Origin of the sequence: Bacteroides sp. 3_2_5 (genome assembly GCF_000159855.2) — a bacterium.
Classification (GTDB): Bacteria; Bacteroidota; Bacteroidia; order Bacteroidales; family Bacteroidaceae; genus Bacteroides; species Bacteroides fragilis.
Genome location: NZ_JH636044.1, coordinates 1,553,425 through 1,575,998 on the forward strand (window position 1 = coordinate 1,553,425; position 22,574 = coordinate 1,575,998).

The 22,574-nt window shown below is 39.7% G+C and carries 17 protein-coding genes; 15 read left to right on the forward strand and 2 right to left on the reverse strand.

Annotation, left to right across the window (positions count from 1 at the left end):
- Positions 1 to 65: 65 nt before the first annotated feature.
- Both BSHG_RS11660 and BSHG_RS11655 read left to right on the forward strand, forming a co-directional pair.
- Entirely contained in the window at positions 66 to 878 is an 813-nt protein-coding gene (locus BSHG_RS11660) for a TrmH family RNA methyltransferase (protein WP_008659060.1), read from the forward strand.
- Positions 879 to 1,053: 175 nt separating this feature from the next.
- On the forward strand, positions 1,054 to 1,377 hold the full coding sequence (locus BSHG_RS11655) for a thioredoxin family protein (protein ID WP_005785996.1): 324 nt from the start codon (positions 1,054 to 1,056) through the stop codon (positions 1,375 to 1,377).
- A 117-nt stretch (positions 1,378 to 1,494) separates the two neighbouring features.
- On the opposite strand, the gene BSHG_RS11650 is transcribed toward BSHG_RS11655, so the two are convergent.
- On the reverse strand, positions 1,495 to 3,024 hold the full coding sequence (locus tag BSHG_RS11650; RefSeq protein ID WP_008659061.1) for a sulfatase: 1,530 nt from the start codon (positions 3,022 to 3,024) through the stop codon (positions 1,495 to 1,497).
- 238 nt (positions 3,025 to 3,262) lie between these two features.
- Between BSHG_RS11650 and BSHG_RS11645 the strand changes: the two genes are divergently transcribed.
- The 4 genes from BSHG_RS11645 (at position 3,263) to BSHG_RS11630 (ending at position 9,339) form a co-directional block, all read left to right on the forward strand.
- On the forward strand, positions 3,263 to 5,641 hold the full coding sequence (locus BSHG_RS11645) for a PAS domain-containing sensor histidine kinase (RefSeq protein ID WP_008659063.1): 2,379 nt from the start codon (positions 3,263 to 3,265) through the stop codon (positions 5,639 to 5,641).
- Positions 5,642 to 5,805: 164 nt separating this feature from the next.
- Positions 5,806 to 6,840 (forward strand): YeiH family protein, encoded by a 1,035-nt coding sequence (locus tag BSHG_RS11640; protein ID WP_008659065.1) that lies wholly within the window; start codon positions 5,806 to 5,808, stop codon positions 6,838 to 6,840.
- 118 nt (positions 6,841 to 6,958) lie between these two features.
- Positions 6,959 to 8,905 carry a heavy metal translocating P-type ATPase gene (locus BSHG_RS11635; RefSeq protein WP_008659066.1) on the forward strand — a complete coding sequence of 649 codons (1,947 nt, stop codon included), beginning with the start codon at positions 6,959 to 6,961 and terminating at the stop codon, positions 8,903 to 8,905.
- Positions 8,906 to 8,907: 2 nt separating this feature from the next.
- A complete protein-coding gene (locus tag BSHG_RS11630) occupies positions 8,908 to 9,339 on the forward strand; it encodes a Fur family transcriptional regulator (RefSeq protein WP_005786001.1) in 432 nt (143 codons plus the stop codon).
- A gap of 59 nt (positions 9,340 to 9,398) precedes the next feature.
- On the opposite strand, the gene BSHG_RS11625 is transcribed toward BSHG_RS11630, so the two are convergent.
- On the reverse strand, positions 9,399 to 10,535 hold the full coding sequence (locus BSHG_RS11625) for an OmpA family protein (protein WP_008659068.1): 1,137 nt from the start codon (positions 10,533 to 10,535) through the stop codon (positions 9,399 to 9,401).
- Positions 10,536 to 11,048: 513 nt separating this feature from the next.
- Between BSHG_RS11625 and BSHG_RS11620 the strand changes: the two genes are divergently transcribed.
- From BSHG_RS11620 to BSHG_RS11575, 9 genes are all read left to right on the forward strand, one after another.
- A complete protein-coding gene (locus tag BSHG_RS11620; RefSeq protein ID WP_008768120.1) occupies positions 11,049 to 11,411 on the forward strand; it encodes a DUF488 domain-containing protein in 363 nt (120 codons plus the stop codon).
- Positions 11,412 to 11,494: 83 nt separating this feature from the next.
- Entirely contained in the window at positions 11,495 to 12,901 is a 1,407-nt protein-coding gene (locus tag BSHG_RS11615) for an amidophosphoribosyltransferase (protein ID WP_005795565.1), read from the forward strand.
- 132 nt (positions 12,902 to 13,033) lie between these two features.
- Positions 13,034 to 14,257 (forward strand): peptidase T, encoded by a 1,224-nt coding sequence (gene pepT / locus BSHG_RS11610; protein ID WP_005786005.1) that lies wholly within the window; start codon positions 13,034 to 13,036, stop codon positions 14,255 to 14,257.
- A 33-nt stretch (positions 14,258 to 14,290) separates the two neighbouring features.
- Entirely contained in the window at positions 14,291 to 15,376 is a 1,086-nt protein-coding gene (gcvT, locus tag BSHG_RS11605; protein ID WP_005795559.1) for a glycine cleavage system aminomethyltransferase GcvT, read from the forward strand.
- Positions 15,377 to 16,382: 1,006 nt separating this feature from the next.
- Entirely contained in the window at positions 16,383 to 18,122 is a 1,740-nt protein-coding gene (locus BSHG_RS11595) for a hypothetical protein (protein WP_008659073.1), read from the forward strand.
- Positions 18,104 to 18,847, forward strand: coding sequence for a hypothetical protein (locus BSHG_RS11590; RefSeq protein WP_005786010.1), 744 nt, complete (start codon positions 18,104 to 18,106; stop codon positions 18,845 to 18,847). Before BSHG_RS11595 ends, BSHG_RS11590 begins: the two co-directional genes overlap by 19 nt.
- Before the next feature lie 75 nt (positions 18,848 to 18,922).
- On the forward strand, positions 18,923 to 21,187 hold the full coding sequence (locus BSHG_RS11585; RefSeq protein WP_008659075.1) for a cation:proton antiporter: 2,265 nt from the start codon (positions 18,923 to 18,925) through the stop codon (positions 21,185 to 21,187).
- A gap of 41 nt (positions 21,188 to 21,228) precedes the next feature.
- Positions 21,229 to 21,882, forward strand: a complete 654-nt coding sequence (locus BSHG_RS11580; protein ID WP_005786014.1) for a LysE family translocator — start codon at positions 21,229 to 21,231, stop codon at positions 21,880 to 21,882.
- Positions 21,883 to 21,900: 18 nt separating this feature from the next.
- Positions 21,901 to 22,446 (forward strand): DUF4924 family protein, encoded by a 546-nt coding sequence (locus BSHG_RS11575; RefSeq protein ID WP_005786016.1) that lies wholly within the window; start codon positions 21,901 to 21,903, stop codon positions 22,444 to 22,446.
- Positions 22,447 to 22,574 lie beyond the last annotated feature (128 nt).

The window sequence follows — 22,574 nt, forward strand, 5'->3', positions numbered from 1 at the left end:
TGACACTTTCTGCACATATTACAATTGAAAAAGGAAAAATCATAGAGTTAATCAAATCAAAGAGAATGCCTATCATAGAAATATCATCCTTGTCTCATCCCGGAGTAGAGATATTCAGTACCCTTACTGAAGCCCAGTTGCGTAATCGCATCGATTCCGACCGGGGAATTTTTATAGCAGAAAGCCCCAAGGTTATTCAAGTTGCTTTAGACGCCGGTTATGAACCTTTGGCTATTTTATGTGAGCAAAAACATATCATCGGTGACGCTGCCGTTATCATTGAGCGTTGTGGTGATATTCCTGTCTATACAGGCAAGCGTGATATACTTGCTTTACTCACCGGATATACACTTACCCGCGGAGTGCTTTGTGCCATGCGGCGTCCTGAATTAAGAAGTGTGGAGGAAGTATGCCGCGAAGCCAAACGTATCGTGGTAATAGATGGAGTTGTTGACACCACTAACATCGGAGCTATTTTTCGTTCGGCTGCTGCCCTCGGCATAGATGCTGTTTTGCTGACGCGGAACTCTTGTGATCCGCTCAATCGCCGTGCGGTCAGGGTATCTATGGGGTCAATATTTCTTGTATCATGGACTTGGATAGATGGTTCTCTCAGCAGGCTTGGCGATTTGGGATTTCGTACGGTTGCTATGGCACTTACTGATGATTCCATCTCTATCGATGATCCGGTTTTGAAGACTGAGCCCAAGTTGGCTATCATAATGGGTACCGAAGGAGACGGACTGCCGTACGAGACAATTTCCGAAGCCGATTATGTGGTTCGCATCCCTATGTCGCATAGTGTAGATTCACTTAATGTGGCGGCTGCTGCTTCTGTGGCTTTTTGGGAACTTCGTGCTCCAACTTTCAAGGAGTGATATGCCGAAGTCATACTTACAGTTATCCGGTTCTTTTCAAATTAAAGAAAAACATTTTCCCATGGCTTAGATTTAAATTCTTTAGGTCGCTATAGCTTAAATAAATGTTATATCACAAACTTTTCTCTTTGGGCATTGTTTCGGAGTGCAGTAAGTTATTTAAAAACATACCGATATGGAAGAGAAAAAAGAAGCCCGTCAAAAACGGAACAGGGAAAAATTAGCAACTGCTGATTGGGTAATGGCAGAATTTTATGCTACGTGGTGTCCTCATTGCGAACGTATGCAGCCCGTTGTAGAAGAATTCAAGAAACTTATGGAAGGGACTCTCGAGGTAGTACAGATCGATATCGATCAGGAAGATGCTTTGGCTAATTTCTATACGATCGAATCGGTTCCGACATTTATTTTAATGAGAAAGGGAGAACAGCTTTGGAGGCAATCCGGAGAACTGGATTTAGAAAGGCTGAAGAAAGCAGTGAAAGACTTTAAATCCTGAAAAGGCAATACGAATTACACGGATTATCAAGACAAGCACTGCTTTATTTGCTTTCAGTCTGTGATAATCCGTGTAACCCGTGTTGCAAAGATTGTTGCAAGATCCCTGTCTTGGGGATTATTCGGCAACAAATATCGGACTCAATACGTTTTTATCGGCATCTACCGGATAGAGGGCTTGTTCTTTTTCCAGTCTTTGAACCATTAGACGGAAGAGTTCTTTCGCTTTTTGTTGGTTTGTTTTTGACAGATCATTTTTTTCGTAAGGATCTTCTGAGAGGTTAAACAGTTTATAGGTAGGCGCCTCCGGAGTCTGTGGGTTATAATAATAGATGAATTTCCAGTCTCCCTTACGATAAGAGGTGAAATAGCTGCCGCGATGCTCATGTGGGAAATGCATTAAGAAATCATCACGATGCTTTTTATCTCTCTTTCCCTTTAACAGTTTTCTTAAATCGGCTCCGTCTAAGATATGGTTGGGAGCAGGTTTGACACCCGCAACAGAAAGTACGGTTGGATATATATCCATAACCGTTCCCATTTGGGTTTGTATGGCATTCCGGGCTATAGGATATGCCTTTTGGAATTTATTGTTTGGGTTGGGATGTGCCCAGCTGACAATGAAAGGAACACGGACTCCCCCCTCATATTCCGATCCTTTTTTTCCCTTGAATGGGGCAGATGAACCATAATCGGCAGCATCCCCGAGTGGTGCATCACCACCATTATCTCCCAAAAAGATGATCAGAGTATTTTCCGCTATCCCCATATCTTCGAGTTTATCCAGAATGTCTCCCAGCGATTTATCCATACCTTCGATCAGGGTGGCAAAAGCGCGTGCTTGTTGAGATTTGTTTGGATCGGTATAGTGGCTGATGAAGCGTTCATCGGTTTCGAATGGAGAGTGAACGGCATAGTGTGCCATGTTTAGATAGAAAGGCTTTTTTTCTGCAACGGCTTTTTCTATCTCTTTACCGGCTTCTAATGTGAGTGCATCACTTAAGAAGGTGTGAGTTTTGTGATATTGTTCCAAGTCGGGCACGGCTCTTGCTCTTTGACCCTTGATCCAGCCGTATCCGTTTTCTCCATGATAACTACCCGGATGACCGATTGCCGAACCGGCTATGTTGACATCAAAGCCCAGATTCGTAGGGTTTTCTCCTTCGCTTTTCAAACATCCGAAGTGTGCTTTACCCACATGGATCGTTTTGTATCCGGCTTGTTGTAATAAATAGGGATAGATCATATCCTGATGAGTAAGCCCTTTCCAATTCCAATGGAATGGTCCGTATGGAGTGCGGTTGTTGCTTTCCGCATTGATCCAGTTCGTAGTGCGGTGACGGGCCGCATTTTGCCCGGTCATGATGGATGCTCTGGAAGGGGAACTCACGCTTTGTGCATAAAAAGTAGAAAAGCGGATTCCCTGGTTTGCCAGACGCTCCATATTGGGAGTACGATACCAATCGTTTAACGGTTGTCTCTGTGCATTTCCATTTTCGTCCGTAACAAAGGGAACGGAGGTGTCCATTAATCCCATGTCGTCGACTAAAAAAACAATGATATTGGGTCGTTCTTGTGCACTTGCTGTTGTGAAACATGCGCTACAGAGGGCTCCCATCAAACTTCGGCTAACTATTCTATTGCTCATTGTGGTTAGTTAAAAAGGTTATTGAGTAGATTGGAACAGGATAATCATAGATATATTAATGATCCGGGATAAAGATATTAAAAAGATATCGGGTTTACAAGAAAAAAGCTAAGAAATAGGATTGGGAAAAGTCTAGATACTGATAAGAATAAAAGATGGAATACAATTGCCATTTTCTACTCAGATATTGTTTTATTAATTAAATTTATGTTACTTTTGCCTGGATAGAGAATTAACTATGGAATTCATAAATCCTAAATTTAAGTATATTTTTGCCTCCATTCTTTTGTTGGGGGGCTTTTTATGTGGGTATAATTTCAAACAATGGTATGTAACCAACCATCGAAACGAAAAACATATTTCTCTTATCTATTCTTGTTCAAAAAAAGAGGCTGACCGGGGACAATTTGAAGAACTGCTGAAGAAAGAATTTAGGTCGAAGGGTGTAGAACCTATATTTGATAAATACTATCTTGATTGTAACCGTTTCGGCCAAAAAGTCGAAATAGAACACATCAGTAATTATCTTGAAGCTCTGAAAAGTAAGCCGATAGACCTTGTTATGGCAATGGGAGATCAGGCTACCCATTCTTTATTATCGACTCGACATCCTTTGCTCTATTCTGTTCCGGTGGTAGCTTGTAATGTGCATTTTCCTGATGAAGACCTTTTGAAAAAATATGAGTCCAGGAAAGTATATGCTCTAAGAGATACCCCCGACTTTAAGCATAATATGGAATTTATAAGGTCTTTGCAGCCACATGTTGGTCTGGAAATCGTTTATAACATTGACTTGACGCCTCTCGGTCATAAATCTTTTGACTTATTAAATCAGGTGGTTGATAGAAAAGATGTACAGATTCTGGGACATAAATCAGCATTCTCCATGGAGTATGAATATAAAGAAATGAGAGAAATGATTGAGTTTTATAATCTGATGCCTGCCGTAGCAAATAACCGGATAAAAAAGAATGAGCTGACAATAAGCCTTTGCCCCTTCCGGTATATTAAAGGTGCTTCTTTGCTTGTAATGATGGAAAATTCAAAAAGTGAGCAGGGGAAGAAAGCATTTCTGCTTGATAAATTCGATATGGTATCGTTTCCGATAGTGAATGCCTTAAGCATACCTTCATTTAGTTGTGTACATGCCGGATTCGGAGAAGGAAATAAAATTGTTGGCGGCTATATGGCCACCAAAGAGATTTCTGTGCAGGCTGCAGCCGATCTGTCTACCCGGTTGATGAATAAAGAAAAAATAGGTATGCCTAAAATAAGGGATTTGAGAAAAGAATATGTTCTCGATTGGAGCGTTTTTTCTACTTATAATGGTTATGATATTAAAAACGTGGGCAAGAATGTGCGTATTATTAATTATCCTATTTATGATCATTATCGTGAGGAATTTTATTTATTGGGTGTATTATTTGTCTTTGCATTCATTTTTATTTCTGTCAGTTTGTTGCATACTCGGCGGCGTTCGCTGATTGAACGCAAAAACTTGAAAATACTGGAAGAGGCACACAAGCGTTTGACTCTTTCTGCGGATGGAGGACAGATTTCGCTTTGGAATATGCAGGGAAGTGATATTGAGTTTGATGATAATTATGCGCGTCTGACAGGAGTAGAAAAAAGGAAGTTTAAGAGAACTGATTTTTTGGAGTATGTACATCCTGATGACTCGCAGTTATTAAGTTCTTTTTATGAAGCATTGTGCAAATCTCCGGGTGTAGAAATACAACGGGTACGTTTCCGTTTTGATGAAAAGAAAGGTTATCAATGGTATGAATTACGATGCCGCAGTCTGAAGGATATTAAAGGAGAGATGATGCTGGCGGGGATCATGCAGAATATTCAAGAGTCGGTAGAACGTGAGCATCAGTTGATTGTGGCGAAACAAATGGCTGAGAAAGCTGAATTGAAACAATCTTTCCTTAATAATATGAGTCATGAAATCCGTACTCCACTCAATGCCATTGTGGGGTTTACAAATGTATTGTTGGGTGAGGGCTCCGAGGAGATTGATCCGGATGAAAAGGCGAGTATGCTTGAGATTATCAATCATAATAATGAATTGCTCTTGAAGCTCATTAATGATGTATTGGAAATTTCCCGCTTGGATTCCGGAAGTCTGGATTTTGACATGAAGGAATGGAATATGACAGATATTGTCAAAGAGATTTATAAGACGTACCAACCCTTAATCCGGTCTTCTTTACAGTTTCGTCTCGAATTGGATGATACTGTTCCTGTGCCTGTTCATACAGATCGTCTCCGTTTTGCTCAGGTTATTTCAAACTTTTTGAATAATGCTAACAAGTTTACCCAAAATGGATATATCGCTTTGGGGTGTAAAGTAGACAAGAAGCATAGGGAGGTTCGTATATATGTGGAAGATAGTGGTAAGGGAATTGATGAAAAGGAACTTATGATGATTTTTGAGCGTTTCTATAAAACTGACGAGTTTGAACAGGGAAGCGGTCTTGGTCTTGCCATCTCTAAAGTTATTATCGAGCGGTTGTCGGGACGTATAAAAGTACACTCTGAAAAAGGTAAAGGAAGTTGTTTTACAGTGATTTTATCATTGGCGGATGCACCGGAGAATCACATGTTGATTTGAATAGTGTGGTTGTTGTTTCAAGATACCGGTTGTTCTTGCTGTCTTTTTCAGTGGATGTGAATAACCATAGGTTATAAGGGATAAAAAAATTAAGTGTTTGTCTCTCAATTTAAAATGCTTCCTTTGTAGTGTACTAATTAAAGACACTATAAATAAATTCATTTATGTTGAGCGAGAAAAGAAACAGTATGCTTCACGGGGTTTTGTTGATAGCCCTGTTTTCATGTGCGGCCTTTTATATAGGTGACATGGAGTTCATAAAGAAACTCTCTTTCAGTCCGATGATTGTCGGAATTATTTTGGGCATGTTGTATGCTAACAGTCTCCGAAACAATCTTCCTGAGACGTGGGTACCGGGTATACAGTTCTGTTCAAAACGTATTTTACGGATAGGCATTATCCTCTATGGGTTTAAGTTGACTTTTCAGGATGTATTGGCGGTGGGGCTGCCCGCGATATTGATTGATACTATTGTAGTAACCATAACGATTCTTGGAGGTATCTTAATCGGTCGTATGCTTAAAATGGATCGTGGAGTGGCGTTACTTACTTCTATCGGTAGTGGAATTTGTGGTGCAGCGGCTATTTTAGGGGCCGAATCGACCATTCAGACAAAACCATATAAAACGGCGGTTGCTGTTTCTACTGTAGTTATTTTCGGAACTTTGTCCATGTTTATCTATCCTATATTATATAGAAATGGAACTTTTGTGCTTTCACCCAACGAGATGGGGATATTTACCGGTGCTACGTTGCATGAAGTGGCGCACACTGTTGGTGCGGGAAATGCGATGGGGAAGGAGGTTTCGGATGTTGCTATTATCGTGAAGATGATTCGTGTGATGATGTTGGTACCTGTTTTGTTGATAACCAGTTTTATGGTATCCAGGGCTGCCGTGAAAGCTGGTGGACAAGGAGGTAGTATGAAGGACATATCTATTCCGTGGTTTGCTATCGGTTTTTTAGCGGTTATCGGTTTTAATTCCTTTGATCTATTGCCACAAAGTTTAATAGCTTTTATCAATAATCTGGATACTTTCTTGCTGACTATGGCAATGACTGCATTAGGTGCGGAAACCAGTATCGACAAATTTAAGAAAGCTGGTGCCAAGCCATTTGTACTTGCTTCTTTGCTGTATTTATGGCTAATTGTCGGAGGATATTTTTTGGTAAAACTCCTTGCTCCTGTCTTAATGTAAGAAGATGTTTCTTTCGGTCTCTGAATATCCTTGATTCTTTTCCCGATAGAATTTTTGCAACTTTGTTGCACTTGAAAACTACTACCTTTGCATCATAAACCTAATAGTAGATTGGATTATGGGACATTGTAAATGTGAAATGAATGCAAATGTGCGAGTAGAAAGCTGTCAGGAAGCGAATGGCTTCATAAAGGAATATTGGAAGGTAATACTTTCATTATTAATGTTGATAGCGGGTGCAATAATGAATCAGTTGGATGTTGCTTTTTTCAGAGATAATACGATATCTTTGGTTTGGTATATACTGGCTTATCTGCCTGTAGGTTTACCTGTGATAAAAAAAGCATGGGAGAGTATTCTTCAGAAAGACTTCTTTAGTGAGTTTACGTTGATGTCGGTTGCAACGTTAGGTGCTTTTTATATTGGTGAATATCCGGAGGGAGTTGCCGTTATGTTATTTTATTCGGTTGGTGAATTATTTCAGGATAAAGCGATAGACAAGGCTAAGCGTAATATCAGCGCTTTGCTGGATGTTCGACCTGAAAAGGCTGTGGTTGTGAGAAGTAATGAGATTGTTACGGTGGATCCGAGATCGGTTCTTATAAATGAAATTATTGAGATAAAAGCCGGTGAGCGTGTACCGTTGGATGGAGTAATGTTGGATGAAGTGGCGGTATTCAATACGGCAGCTCTTACCGGAGAGAGTGTTCCCCGGGATATTAGTAGGGGAGAAGAGGTACTTGCAGGTATGATTGTCACAGACAAAGTAATTCGGATGAAAGTGACAAAGCCTTTTGATAAAAGTGCATTGGCTCGTATTCTGGAACTTGTAGAGGATGCTTCCGAACGTAAGGCACCTGCAGAATTGTTTATTAGAAAATTTGCACGTGTTTATACTCCTATTGTTATCGGCTTTGCATTTCTGATTGTGTTGATTCCATATATTTATTCATTTATAAATCCGTTGTTTGGGTTTGTTTTTAATGATTGGCTGTATAAAGCATTGGTTTTTCTGGTGATTTCTTGCCCGTGTGCATTGGTTATCAGTATTCCATTAGGGTATTTTGGGGGAATTGGGGCAGCATCCCGATTGGGTATTCTGTTTAAAGGTGGAAATTATCTGGATGCCATAACTCGTGTGAATACAGTCGTATTCGATAAAACAGGTACTCTGACTAAAGGAGTTTTCGAAGTAGAATCTTGTCGGGTTGTTCCCGGGACTTCAGAAGAAGATTTATTGCGTGTAGTGGCTTCCATTGAGAAAAACAGTAACCATCCGATAGCCAGGGCTATTGTAGCTTATGCTCAAGATAAAGGGATTGATCTGATTGTCACTAAGAATATAGAAGAGATTGCAGGTTATGGGTTGATGACTGAGATTGATGGAAAAAGGGTGCTGGTAGGTAATACCAGATTGTTATCGAAATATTCCATTGAGTTTCCGAAGGCTGTGTTTTCAATAACAGAAACAACGGTTGTATGTGCTGTCGGGGATAAATATATAGGTTGTATCATCTTATCGGATGTGTTAAAAGACGATGCGTCAGATACTGTCAAGGCACTTAAAGAGTTAAATATTAAGAATATTCAGATATTGTCGGGCGATAAACAGAGTATTGTTACCATTTTTGCAAATAAGTTGGGAATAACTCAAGCTTATGGTGATCTCCTGCCGGAGGGAAAGGTGGAGCATATTGAGAGATTGAAGGAGGAGAAGGGCAATCAGATTGCTTTTGTTGGTGATGGGATGAATGATGCTCCGGTACTTGCTCTAAGTGATGTGGGTATTGCTATGGGAGGACTGGGTAGCGATGCCGCCATTGAAACGGCGGATGTAGTCATCCAGACCGATCAGCCTTCGAAAGTGGCAACAGCTATTAAGGTTGGGCGTTGTACGCGTCGGATTATCTGGCAAAATGTATTGTTGGCATTTGGTGTGAAGTTGTTGGTGCTGATTTTAGGGGCAAGCGGTATAGCTACTTTGTGGGAAGCTGTCTTTGCGGATGTTGGTGTTACATTGATTGCAATTATGAATGCTGTTCGTATACAGAAAATGATTAAATGATAATGGAAGATTTGTGTTTGAAGATATTGGAGCAGAGAGGCATAAAACCTACAGCCATACGGATGTTGGTTTTAAAGGCCATGATGGAGACGGAGCAGGCTGTTTCACTTCTTGATTTGGAAAATAAGCTGGATACAGTTGATAAGTCGACCATATTTCGTACGATTACTTTGTTTGTCTCTCATCATTTGGCACATAGTGTAGATGATGGTACAGGGTCTTTGAAATATGCGGTTTGTGATAGTGAATGTACTTGTGCGGTAAAGGATCTACATACACATTTTTATTGTGAATATTGTCATAAGACTTTTTGCCTTGAGAATATCCACGTTCCTGTGGTCGATTTACCCGAGGGATTTGCTGTACGAAGTATAAATTATGTCTTGAAAGGCTGTTGTGCTGAATGTGCGGCAGAGCTGAAAAAAGATCATTAAAATAAAAGCGCATTGATATTCTCAATCAATGCGCTTTTTTGAAGGTAATATAATTGTTATTACTTGATCAGCTCTACCACTACTGCGCGGTTCCAGTCATCATTTTCAAACTTAGTGCTGGTACCTTTGAACTCTGTAGTGATACGGTCTTTTGCAATTCCGTATTTGTTGACAAACACTTCAGTTACTGCATTGGCACGTCTTTCAGAAACAATTCTGTTAGCTTGTTCTGAGCCACGTTTGTCAGCATAACCTGTCAGACGAACACGGATTTCTGGATTTGCTTTCAGGAATTCAGCAATATTGAAGATACTAACTTCCTGTGAAAGCTCGATTTTGCTGCTGTTGAATGGGAAAGTAATTGTACTCGGAAGAGCCTTGATTTCAGAATTGTCGATTATTGTTTCTTCTTTGACAATTTCCGGTTTACGTGCTTTCAGTTCTGCTATTTCAGCTTGTTGTGCAGCATTTTCTTTTTTCAAAGTTGCGTAGTTTGCTTCCAGATCAGAGTAGTTACTCTTGATAGCGTTGTACTGACGTGAAGAGTAGCCTTTCTTGAAACCTGTTTTGCCGAAACGGAAAGTAACACCGGCTGTCAGACCGCTGATTCCATCATTCGGAAAACCACCGCGAACCACCATATCGTCATCCAGGATAGCTCCTTGGTATTCAACGTTAATATCGAAACGTTTTGAGATACGGTAACGTGCCTGGATACCTGCATTGATTGTAAACGACTGGTCGCCTTTACGAATAAATGCTCCACCAATACCTGCAAAAGGAACGATGTCAAAACGACGGTTTTCTTTATAAGGAGCAAAGAAGTTGATCAGTCCGAACATAAAGTCTGCGTGAACAGCACCATATTGATAGTGCAACATTGAGTTAGCGCCAGAAGTAAATCCGTGCAGTGAACCGCCTGTACCTTGTAAACGAACTCCCCAGTAAGGATTAAACCATTTACCTACAGAAAGTGTCGGCATGAAAGTGATTGTGTTTCTGAATTTAGCGTCTTTTGAATTTTCTGCGAACAGAGATTGTGCACCAAAGTTTGCTGACATGAACCAGTTGTTCCAAAATCCATTGCCTTCAAAGGTTGTTTTATATCCCGGAAGACGTTTTGCATCATTGTCTTGAGCAAATACACTTGCGCTCATCAATGTTGCCAATGCAAACATAAAAATACTTTTTTTCATTTCTCTAAATTTTAAATTGGTTTGGTTAAACATTAATTGTTATTATTCGCCAATAATTGTTTTTAATAATCCGGCGTTTGATACGCCTAATTCGCAAAACGGTCGCAAAAATATAAATAGTTTTTGTTGGTTGCAAATATTTCTTCATTTATTTTAAGATTGTCTGATTTTGTAAAGATGCAAAGCTTTGTGAAATAGAAGATTATATGCTTATGAATGAAATCCGGACAATTCGTCTGTGAAATCACTTTTCCATTTGTTTGTTTCTCAGTATATTGTCTTTATTAAATAGGTATTCATTATTATGATCTCTTTGTAGCACTAGCAAGGGGGCTGTTAAACAGGAATGTTCTATATTTCATCTTTTGTAACTTCCGTTATGAGAAATAAAGGAGGTCGTTTAATCGATTATGTCTGTAACTTTCGTGAAAAGCCTTTTGTGCCCGTTTGAGGGTGTTTTTAAAATAAACCTTTTCGGCTTTTATGGGTTATTTTATTAAAATAGGATTAGGTATGACTAAAATAAAAATAAAACGTGTATATGAGGATCCTTCTGATACAGATGGGTATCGTGTTTTAGTAGATCGCCTTTGGCCGCGCGGAATGAAAAAAGAACATTTAAAGTATGACTATTGGGCAAAGGAACTGACTCCTTCATCTGATTTAAGAAAATGGTTTCATGACGATGTTCCGGGACACTGGAAAGAGTTTGCAGAGATGTATCGAAAAGAACTTGAAACTTCTGATAAAACGTCCGAGTTTTTATCCCGGATACGATCCTGTGAATCAGTGACTCTTTTGTATGCTTCGAAGGAGCCGGTTTATAATCATGCCCGTATTTTACAAGCTTTTCTGGAGGAACGTTTGAAAAAGTGATTTCTAGGAGAAACCTATGCCAACACGAATCTTTTTTGTACTTTTGCGCCATCTTTTTAAAAACAACATCAAAAAAGAATCATATGGGAGGTTTTTTCGGAACAGTCTCGAAAACGAGCTGTGTGACCGATTTATTCTACGGCACAGACTATAACTCACACCTGGGAACAAAACGGGGAGGACTTGCGACATATAGTGAAGAACAGGGATTTATCCGCTCGATTCATAACCTGCAGAGTTCATATTTCCGTACCAAATTTGAGGAAGAACTGGATAAATTTAAAGGAAATGCCGGTATCGGTATTATCAGTGATACAGACGCCCAACCTATTATTATTAACTCACATCTCGGTAGATTTGCCATTGTTACGGTTGCTAAGGTCACAAACCTTAAAGAACTCGAAGAGGAACTACTTTCACAAAACATGCATTTCGCCGAACTTAGTTCGGGTAGTACCAATCAAACGGAACTTATCGCTTTATTGATTATTCAGGGTAAAAATTTTGTAGAAGGAATAGAGAATGTATATAACCATATAAAAGGTTCGTGTTCTATGCTTCTGTTGACAGAAGATGGAGTGATTGCCGCACGAGATAAATGGGGACGTACTCCTATTGTTATCGGGAAAAAGGAGGGCGCTTATGCAGCCACGAGTGAATCTAACAGTTTTCCGAATCTTGATTTTGAAATAGAACGCTATTTAGGACCCGGTGAAATAGTCCGTATGCATGCTGACCGTCTTGAACAACTTCGCAAGCCTGATGACAAAATGCAAATCTGTTCATTTTTGTGGGTGTATTACGGTTTTCCCAATTCATGTTATGAAGGCCGGAATGTAGAAGAGGTACGCTTTACGAGCGGGTTGAAAATGGGTGAACAAGATGACTGCGATGCTGATTGTGTTTGTGGAATTCCGGATTCGGGTATCGGGCAGGCATTGGGGTATGCAGAAGGGAAAGGCATTCCTTATCATCGTGCTATTACCAAGTATACTCCTACCTGGCCCCGTAGTTTTACTCCGAGCAAGCAGGAATTACGTTCTTTGGTGGCAAAGATGAAGTTGATCCCTAACCGTGCTATGCTCCAAGATAAGCGTATTATTTTTTGTGATGACTCCATTGTGCGTGGTACGCAGTTGCATGATAATGTGAAGATTCTTTTTGATTATGGTGCAAAAGAGGTACATATGCGTATCGGATGCCCACCGCTTATTTATGGCTGTCCGTTTATTGGTTTTACAGCTTCAAAGTCGGATATGGAACTTATCACCAGGCAGATAATAAAAGAACTGGAGGGAGATGAAAATAAGAATCTGGATAAATATGCTACTACAGGTTCGCCGGAATATGAGAAGATGGTAGGCATCATCGCCAAGCGCTTCGGACTTTCGTCTCTCAAATTCAACACGATTGAAACACTGATTGAAGCCATCGGATTGCCAAAGTGTAAAGTTTGTACCCATTGTTTTGACGGATCCAGTTGTTTCTAAGTGGCTATTAGTGACTGAATATAAGATTATGTATAAAAAAAGAGCCGTGAATTGCTTGGCAGTTCACGGCTCTTTTTTTACCTTTACAGGCGTGAAAAATAAGATTTTAGCAAATTATTAAATTTTAAAGATATGAATTTAGTAGAACGTTTTTTGAAGTACGTAAGCTTTGATACACAGTCGGATGAACTGACAAGACTTACCCCCAGCACTCCGGGCCAAATGGTATTTGCGGAATATCTAAAGTCTGAGTTGGAGTCGTTGGGGCTAGAAGATATAACATTGGACGAGAACGGTTATCTTTTTGCTACTTTACCTGCCAATACAGAGAAAGAATTGCCTGTCATCGGCTTTATAGCACATATGGATACGAGTCCCGATATGAGTGGAAAAAATGTCACTCCACGTATTGTAGAAAAATACGATGGTTCGGATATTGTGCTTTGTGCCGAAGAGAATATCGTACTTTCACCGAGTCAGTTTCCTGAGTTGCTCGATCATAAGGGTGAGGATCTGATTGTTACCAATGGTAAAACTCTGTTAGGAGCAGATGATAAGGCAGGTATTGCCGAAATAGTATCAGCTGTTGTCTATCTGCAGGAGCATCCTGAAATTAAGCATGGTAAAATTCGGATCGGTTTCAATCCGGATGAAGAAATAGGTGAGGGTGCTCATAAGTTTGATGTTCAGAAGTTCGGTTGTGAGTGGGCTTATACGATGGACGGAGGAGAAGTTGGAGAGTTGGAATTTGAAAATTTCAATGCTGCCGCTGCCAAGATCACTTTTAAAGGACGTAATGTGCATCCGGGATATGCTAAACATAAAATGATCAATTCGATCCGTATAGCCAATCAGTTTATTACTATGCTTCCCCGGCACGAGACTCCGGAACATACTTCCGGATATGAGGGTTTCTACCACTTAATCGGTATCCAAGGAGATGTGGAACAGAGCACTGTATCCTACATTATTCGTGACCATGACCGTAATAAATTTGAGGATCGTAAAAAAGAGATAGAACATTTGGTGAATAAGATCAATGCAGAGTTTGGTGAAGGCACTGCTACGCTCGAATTGCGTGACCAGTACTATAACATGCGTGAAAAGATAGAACCCGTAATGCATATTATCGACACTGCTTTTGCTGCAATGGAAGCCGTAGGGGTGAAACCGAATGTGAAACCTATTCGTGGAGGAACGGATGGCGCACAATTATCATTCAAGGGGTTGCCTTGTCCCAATATCTTTGCCGGTGGCTTGAATTTTCACGGTCGCTATGAATTTGTTCCCATCCAGAATATGGAAAAGGCAATGAAGGTCATTGTGAAGATCGCTGAACTGGTAGCTTCGAAGTAATCATTATTTATATAATTCTTAAATTCTCATTTCATGAAAACCACTCCATTTACCGAGAAACATATTGCACTTGGTGCTAAGATGCACGAGTTTGCAGGATATAACATGCCTATTGAGTATTCGGGTATCATCGACGAACACCTTACAGTTTGTAACGGTGTCGGTGTTTTTGATGTGTCACACATGGGCGAATTTTGGGTGAAAGGTCCTCATGCGTTGGATTTTTTGCAGAAAGTGACTTCAAATAATGTGGCAGCTTTGGTGCCGGGTAAAATTCAATATACTTGTTTTCCAAATGAAGACGGGGGTATCGTTGATGACTTACTGGTCTATCAATATGAACCGGAAAAATATCTTTTGGTTGTTAATGCTTCGAATATAGAGAAGGACTGGAACTGGTGCATTTCTCACAATACGGAAGGTGCTGAGTTGGAAAACTCTTCAGATAATATGGCACAACTTGCCGTACAAGGTCCGAAAGCCATTCAAGCTCTGCAAAAATTGACGGATATTAATCTTGCCGATATTCCTTATTATACGTTTAAAGTCGGTGAGTTTGCCGGTGAGAAGAATGTGATTATTTCCAATACGGGATATACCGGAGCAGGTGGATTTGAACTATATTTTTATCCGGATGCTGCCATGAAGATTTGGGATGCAGTTTTTGAAGCCGGAGCTGAGTTTGGCATAAAACCGATAGGGCTTGGTGCGCGTGATACTCTTCGTCTTGAAATGGGATTCTGTCTGTACGGTAATGACTTGGACGATACTACGTCTCCTATTGAAGCCGGACTGGGATGGATCACTAAATTTGTGGACGGCAAGAACTTTACAAATCGTTCGATGCTTGAAAAACAAAAAGCTGAAGGCACCGTTCGCAAATTAGTGGGCTTTGAAATGATTGACCGGGGGATTCCTCGTCATGGTTACGAGTTGACAACAGCGGAAGGTGATAAAATCGGGGTAGTAACATCAGGTACAATGTCTCCTATTCGTAAGATTGGTATTGGTATGGGATACGTGAAACCTGAATATAGTAAGATCGGTACAGAAATATGTATTGATATGCGTGGACGTAAGTTGAAAGCTGTAGTAGTAAAACCGCCTTTCCGTAAATAGAATATTGACGAATAAAGCGTTGAAATCCCTCTCTGTCTTTAAAGGCAGAGGGGGATTTTTGTTTAAATGGAAAGTTTACGTTCTTTCGGATATGTTTGGAATATTAGAGGTCTCATTTAACAGATATAAAAGTCTTCCTTAGTCAATTTGTCTCTATACTCAAACATATTATTTCCTTTCTAATATTATTCTTGGTTATGTCTATGAAATATTTTTATTTCAGAATAATCTCTATTTCTGCCTATATAGGCTATTATATTTGCATTATATTCTGATTTCTACTTTTTTTGATTTCTTGGAATTAATATTTATTTGTATTTTTGATCTATATATATAATGCAATAGAAAGAATAATTAGATCAATTAAATGATTGTATTTTGTTTCCTATGAACTGAATGTGTAATATAAAAGTGATAGGCGTATCACTGTTTTCAGTGACAAATGTGTATTAAATATCGTTGTATGATGGTAAATAGTGAGTCTTATAACATGAATTTAGTAAATATTGGAATAATTTTTTTCTTAATCATTGGAAATAATAAATCTAAGCACTATATTTGCTGCAACACTAAAAGATATTAAATAGAAAATTTAAGATATTGAAAGAATGTTAATCGATTGTTCAATGATTATCATTTCTTTCTTAGAAAAGATCTACTAAGTGAAAATTAGGATCTTTGATAATAAGATTTGATAGAGGTATTACACTTACATAACAAATATTTTATTGGTATTAGAAAATCGGATATTAGAAAATGGATTTTGTCGTTGCTTTCTTAATAAAGGTAGTGTAATTCTGGTGATAACGGAAACTACCGACAATGACGAATCTTATCGGTAACCGTAATGTTCTGTTTGCGGAGATGCGGAATATCAGAAGATTTTCATATTTTTCTTTTGTCAGAAGGTTTACTGAATTTGTATGTGTGTTGAAGAACAGCTTTTGTTCTTTGAACTGCATACTAACTTACTATAATTTACATTGTTAATCTTACGGGCTTTTATATGAAAAAGACATCTTTGTTTTTGTCGTTTTTTATTGCTCTCTTTTTGTTTTCGGCTTGTACTGACGATACTGAGCAATGTCTATATTCCCCTAAAGTTTTTGATACGGGTAATCTATTGAGCAATAGAGTGAAAGAAGAATTTCTTAATTTTGATTATCCTGCCGGGATTGTTCCAATTCTTTTTGCCGTAGATAGTATCGAGGCCATCCAAATGGGGGCTTATGCTGATGAATGTTTTAATGATCTTGTAGATTCGATATCCGAGTCAAGAGATTTTAAGCATAGAGGGATGTTGGTGCTTGTTTCGAAAAATCCGAAACTCATTCAAATACGTTTGGGTAATCGATATAGGGTTTATTGCAATATGACAGGAGCAACTTCCGGACTGGATTATTTAGATTTGCAAAAGCAAATACAGGAGAGAGGTGTAGAAGAAACTCTTCCATTGTTTCTACAAAACACTTCAGTTCGTATTCAGGAGTTGAATGAATTACCTTCATATAAAAAATATCGAATCAACTCTGCAATTTCAGTAATTTCTACCTGTTTGGAATACATAGGAACTCCTTCGGAGAACTTTTACGGAAAGTGTGTTTTAACCCCCATTTTAAAAATAACATCATTTGGGTATTATATTTTTAAATCATGGTTGTTGACCTTCATGTTTGTATGTTTGATAATGCTTTTATGCCGTTGGATGATATTTCTGCTAGTGAAGCGTTTATTGGGAGAGAATGTTATAGCCCTTATGTGGACTCAAAAGATCATTAATTGGGGACTTGGTTTATTGTTTTCAATTTCTGCAGCAGCTTCGGCTATTATTTTGTCCAGTGGACGAATGGAAGATGCGATAGCGTTGCAGGCTATTGGAATTCCTTTTATGGAGAATTTTCAGATTGCCGCTGCAGATTATGTTTTGAAAACATCGTTTGTTGCCGCTTTCTTTTTTGTTTTAATGTATGCATTGAAACGAAATATCATATCAGATATCTTTTTAATGAGTCTTTTGGAACCAGCCAAGCAGCAGGAAGTTTATCGTAGTTTGAGCGATGCTCAAAAGACTGCTTTGGTTATAGGACACGAAGCGGATCTCAATGAAGTTGAAACAAGTTCCGAACCATATTCCGAATTGTTCACTTCGCGTGTATCTAAACAGGAAACCGTGACTATTGTTTCATTGGCAATAGCGGCTTTATTTTTGATTCCGCGGCCTTTGATTATAATGGGTATTGCTTTAACCATTTACCCGCTGGTCGGGCAATGTGTGAAGATTTATCATGTGGTGAGTAATCATACGCTTCCGGCACAAATAAAGGGAGATAGAAGAAGGGCATTAATAACCAATTTACTTATCATTTTTGCAATAGCTTTTATAACTGTTCTGATAGGACTGTTTTTTAATCCCATGCCGGATAAAAAAGAAATTGATCGGAATGAAATAAAGATGGAATTGATTGCTCCGGATAGACTGGAAGGAAATTATACTGTTAGTAAATCTATTGTGGGGCAGATCCAAGTATCCAGTGGTATTATAAAAAAGGTGAAAGATGGAACGTTTCAACTTTTGATAACAGGTAAATCTTCTCCTAAAGTGTATAAGTTGGATTTTAATTCTGATAAAATGATATTTGTTTCAGGAGAACTGGGTAATGGAGCAATCCACTATGATAAAGATTTGGATAAAATTAAAATAGTATTTAATATAAATGAACAAACGACATGGACAATTTCAAAGTGATTTATTCTATTCCATTTTTGTTTTTTATTATCGTGTCCTGCAGCAACTCATCAACTGAGATGGTTGCTAAAAGTAAGTATGATGCTAAGATTGCCGAGTATAAGGAGTTGAACGAACAGCAAGCGGCTGTTATTGAAGATAATTTAGAGAAAAGTAAAATTATTAATAATGTGGTGACGGAATTAAATCAGATAGCCGGCAATACACATTCTTTGCGTGTGAATGTAGAGCATGGAGTGGGGGAATTGAGTCAAGCAGAAGAGATCAATCAGAAACTTCAGACTCTGAAAAAGCGCTTAAGTGCAGTTGAAGGTAAGCGTAGTGACGGCAGTAAGAACCTGTTGGCAACGATGGATAAATTGAAAAGTATTATTGAGCAAAAAGAGATTGAAATCAACAATCTCAAACAGGAGATTGCGAACCAACAACAAACAATAGCTAATCAGAAAAATACAATTGCGAGCCAACAGGTGACGATCGATGCTCAGAGCCAGGAGTTAATGAATAAACAACAGGAAATGTGGTATAAATTAGGTACTGAGCTACACTCTGTCGTAGAAGAATTACCAAAAGTAAAAGGAAGAAAAGATAAGCGGAATATTAAAAATACCAGATACTATATTCTGAACAAAGCAAAAGAATGTTTTGAACATGCTGCACAACTGGGACATTCACTTGCCGGTTCGAAAGCCCGACAGGTGGAAGGGGAGATGAGTAGATTATAAAGTATGATTTTATAGTTTTTCTGTTGTTAGTTAACAGAAAACACTAATTTTGCATTCGATTTAAATTCTATTCGAATGTCACAACTTCCAACATTAATAGCCGACCTCGCCCTGATTCTGATTTGTGCCGGTATAATGACTCTGTTATTCAAGAAGTTGAAGCAACCGCTTGTGCTGGGCTATGTGGTTGCCGGATTTCTTGCCAGTCCACATATGCCCTATACACCTTCGGTGATGGATGTAGCCAATATTAAAACCTGGGCTGATATTGGAGTCATCTTCTTGCTTTTTGCTCTTGGATTGGAATTTAGTTTTAAGAAGATAGTCAAGGTGGGAGGTACGGCTGTTATTGCCGCCTGTACCATTATCTTCTGTATGATTCTTCTTGGGATTGCCGTCGGGATGGGGTTCGGCTGGCAACGTATGGATAGCCTGTTCTTGGGAGGTATGATCGCCATGTCTTCTACTACAATTATTTATAAGGCATTTGATGACTTAGGATTGCGGAAGAAACAGTTTACCGGTTTAGTACTCAGTATTCTTATTCTTGAAGATATACTTGCCATTGTTTTAATGGTCATGCTTTCGACGATGGCAGTCAGCAATAACTTTGAAGGGACAGAAATGCTGGGCAGTATCGGTAAGTTACTTTTTTTCCTTATTCTTTGGTTTGTCGTTGGCATTTATGCCATACCCGAGTTCCTGAAGCGCTGTCGGAAACTGATGAGTGAAGAAACGCTGTTAATCGTATCTTTGGCTCTTTGTTTCGGTATGGTGGCTATTGCTGCCAATACCGGTTTCTCGGCTGCTTTTGGTGCTTTCATTATGGGGTCTATCCTGGCCGAGACAATTGAGGCGGAATCTATCGATCGATTGGTAAAGCCTGTGAAAGACTTATTTGGTGCTATCTTTTTTGTATCGGTCGGGATGATGGTAGATCCTGCGATGATTATTGAATATGCGGTTCCTATCATAGTCATTACGTTGGCAGTGATTCTGGGACAGGCCTTTTTCGGAACAATGGGGGTTATGTTGGCAGGACAGCCTTTAAAGACCGCCATGCAGTGTGGCTTTAGCCTGACGCAGATAGGGGAGTTTGCTTTTATTATTGCTTCTCTGGGCTTATCACTGCATGTGACAAGTGATTTCCTATATCCGATTGTAGTAGCTGTTTCCGTGATCACGACATTTCTGACTCCTTATATGATTCGTGTTGCCGAGCCTGCCTCAAACTTCGTCGATCGTAAGTTACCCGAATCCTGGAGACGTTTCCTGATGCGATATACTACCGGTACGCGGACTGTCAATCACGAAAGTTTGTGGCGGAAGCTACTGTTTGCCTTAGCACGTATTCTGGTGGTGTATTCCATTGTCAGTATTTCGGTAATTACCCTTTCGTTCCGTTTTGTAGTACCTTTGCTACGCGAACATTTGCCGGGTATCTGGGGCCCATTGGCAGGAGCTGTTTTTACTATCTTGTGCATATCCCCTTTTTTGCGGGCCATTATGGTGAAGAAGAATCACTCGGTCGAATTTATAACTTTGTGGAATGATAATCGTGTCAATCGCGGACCGCTGGTTTCCACGGTTGTATTTCGTGTCACAGTGTCAGTTCTGTTTGTTATGTTTGTCATTACCCGTTTGTTTAAAGCTTCGGTAGGACTGATGTTCGGAGTGGCTTTGTTACTAGTGATTCTGATGATACTTTCGAGGCAGTTAAAAAAACAATCCATTTTGATAGAACGTAAATTTTTTCAGAATCTTCGTTCACGTGATATACGCGCTGAGTATTTGGGAGAGAAAAAACCGGCTTATGCCGGACGTTTGCTTTCAAGAGACCTGCATTTGACTGATTTTGAAATACCGGGAGAGTCGGCTTGGGCCGGAAAAACCTTGCTTGAACTGAATCTGGGTAAGAAGTATGGAGTGCATGTAGTCTCCATTCTTCGGGGAAAACGTAGGATTAACATTCCGGGTGGTTCTATCCGTCTGTTTCCGATGGACAAAATACAAGTGATCGGTACTGATGACCAGTTGAATACCTTCGCCGAAGAGATGTCGCATGTTGCTGTGATCGATTCGGGAGTGTTTGAGAAGAGTGAAATGACTTTGAAGCAATTGTTGATCGATACAGACTCTGCTTTTCTGGGCAAAACGCTGCGTGAATCGGGCATTCGTGATAAATACCATTGCCTGATTGCCGGCGTGGAGCGGGGAGGAGAAGCTTTGATGACGCCTGACGTGAATGTTCCTTTTGAAGAAGGAGATGTAGTGTGGGTGGTAGGTGAGAATGAAGATGTGTACCGGTTAATAGGACAAAATTGTGATAGAAAACGTTAACAAGATACTGGCATATCATAAAAAAATGCGATATTTGCGGAATGATTCAGATAGAGACTATACTTGATATACTGGTTAAAGGATTCGTTATCGGCATTGTGGTTTCTGCGCCGCTGGGGCCTGTAGGTGTCCTTTGTATTCAGCGTACTTTGAACAAAGGGCGTTGGTATGGATTTGTCACCGGACTGGGGGCTTCGTTGAGTGATATTGCTTATGCTCTTTTGACGGGATATGGCATGAGCTTCGTATTCGATTATATCAATAAAAATATTTTTTATCTGCAACTCCTCGGAAGTATCATGCTATTGGCTTTTGGTATTTATACATTCCGCAGCAATCCTGTGCAATCCATTCGGCCTGTATCGGCCAATAAAGGTTCTTATTTCCACAACTTCATTACCGCCTTTGCGGTTACACTTTCCAATCCGCTTATTATTTTTCTTTTCATCGGTCTGTTTGCCCGTTTTGCTTTTGTACAACCCGGAGTATTGGTCTTTGAAGAGATTACGGGCTATCTGGCCATTGCCCTCGGAGCGCTGGCGTGGTGGTTTGGAATAACTTTCTTTGTTAATAAAGTGCGGACGCGATTCAATTTGCGGGGTATCTGGATTTTGAACCGGGTGATTGGCAGTATCGTGATGGCAGTATCCGTGTTCGGACTCATATTCACTTTGTTGGGAGAATCTATTTATTGATAGGAGAAAAGACAGAAGATGAAAATAGCGCAACAACTCAAGGAGAAGAACATTGCCGAATACCTTATTTATATGTGGCAGATAGAGGATTTGATCCGTGCCAATGATTGTGATGTCGACCGGATTGAGGAGAATATCGTTTCCCGTTATCAAGTGAGCGATGAAGAGCGTCGTGAACTGACAGAATGGTATGCCAATCTGGCTTCGATGATGCGGGAAGAGGGAGTTCGTGAGAAAGGACATCTCCAGATTAACCGGAACGTAATCATCAACCTGACCGAATTGCACGCTGCCCTGTTGGCATCACCTAAATTTCCTTTCTATAGTTCGGCTTATTTCAAAGCATTACCCTTTATTGTAGAATTACGAAATAAAAACGGTCAGAAGGAAGAACCGGAGCTGGAAACCTGTTTCGAAGCTTTGTATGGCATGATGCTGTTGCGCTTGCAAAAGAAGCCGGTCAGTCCGGAGACTACGAAGGCAATGGAAGCTATCAGTAGCTTTTTGTCTATGTTGGCCAACTATTATGATAAGGATAGAAAAGGAGAGTTAAAACTGGAATAAAACGAATCAGACTCACCATAGAGTATACAGGGTTCCATAGAGATGGTTTTTTCTTAATATCCTATAAACAAGAGATTAAAACTCTGTGAGACTCCGTGTTACTCTGTGGTGAATCCAACTAAAAAAAT

Excerpts from the sequence above, each read along its gene's own strand:
- BSHG_RS11660 (WP_008659060.1), top strand. The coding sequence starts at position 66 with ATGCCTATCATAGAAATATCATCCTTGTCTCATCCCGGAGTAGAGATA.
- BSHG_RS11655 (WP_005785996.1), top strand. The coding sequence starts at position 1,054 with ATGGAAGAGAAAAAAGAAGCCCGTCAAAAACGGAACAGGGAAAAATTA.
- BSHG_RS11650 (WP_008659061.1), bottom strand. The coding sequence starts at position 3,024 with ATGAGCAATAGAATAGTTAGCCGAAGTTTGATGGGAGCCCTCTGTAGC.
- BSHG_RS11645 (WP_008659063.1), top strand. The coding sequence starts at position 3,263 with ATGGAATTCATAAATCCTAAATTTAAGTATATTTTTGCCTCCATTCTT.
- BSHG_RS11640 (WP_008659065.1), top strand. The coding sequence starts at position 5,806 with ATGTTGAGCGAGAAAAGAAACAGTATGCTTCACGGGGTTTTGTTGATA.
- BSHG_RS11635 (WP_008659066.1), top strand. The coding sequence starts at position 6,959 with ATGGGACATTGTAAATGTGAAATGAATGCAAATGTGCGAGTAGAAAGC.
- BSHG_RS11630 (WP_005786001.1), top strand. The coding sequence starts at position 8,908 with ATGGAAGATTTGTGTTTGAAGATATTGGAGCAGAGAGGCATAAAACCT.
- BSHG_RS11625 (WP_008659068.1), bottom strand. The coding sequence starts at position 10,535 with ATGAAAAAAAGTATTTTTATGTTTGCATTGGCAACATTGATGAGCGCA.
- BSHG_RS11620 (WP_008768120.1), top strand. The coding sequence starts at position 11,049 with ATGACTAAAATAAAAATAAAACGTGTATATGAGGATCCTTCTGATACA.
- BSHG_RS11615 (WP_005795565.1), top strand. The coding sequence starts at position 11,495 with ATGGGAGGTTTTTTCGGAACAGTCTCGAAAACGAGCTGTGTGACCGAT.
- pepT (WP_005786005.1), top strand. The coding sequence starts at position 13,034 with ATGAATTTAGTAGAACGTTTTTTGAAGTACGTAAGCTTTGATACACAG.
- gcvT (WP_005795559.1), top strand. The coding sequence starts at position 14,291 with ATGAAAACCACTCCATTTACCGAGAAACATATTGCACTTGGTGCTAAG.
- BSHG_RS11595 (WP_008659073.1), top strand. The coding sequence starts at position 16,383 with ATGAAAAAGACATCTTTGTTTTTGTCGTTTTTTATTGCTCTCTTTTTG.
- BSHG_RS11590 (WP_005786010.1), top strand. The coding sequence starts at position 18,104 with ATGGACAATTTCAAAGTGATTTATTCTATTCCATTTTTGTTTTTTATT.
- BSHG_RS11585 (WP_008659075.1), top strand. The coding sequence starts at position 18,923 with ATGTCACAACTTCCAACATTAATAGCCGACCTCGCCCTGATTCTGATT.
- BSHG_RS11580 (WP_005786014.1), top strand. The coding sequence starts at position 21,229 with ATGATTCAGATAGAGACTATACTTGATATACTGGTTAAAGGATTCGTT.
- BSHG_RS11575 (WP_005786016.1), top strand. The coding sequence starts at position 21,901 with ATGAAAATAGCGCAACAACTCAAGGAGAAGAACATTGCCGAATACCTT.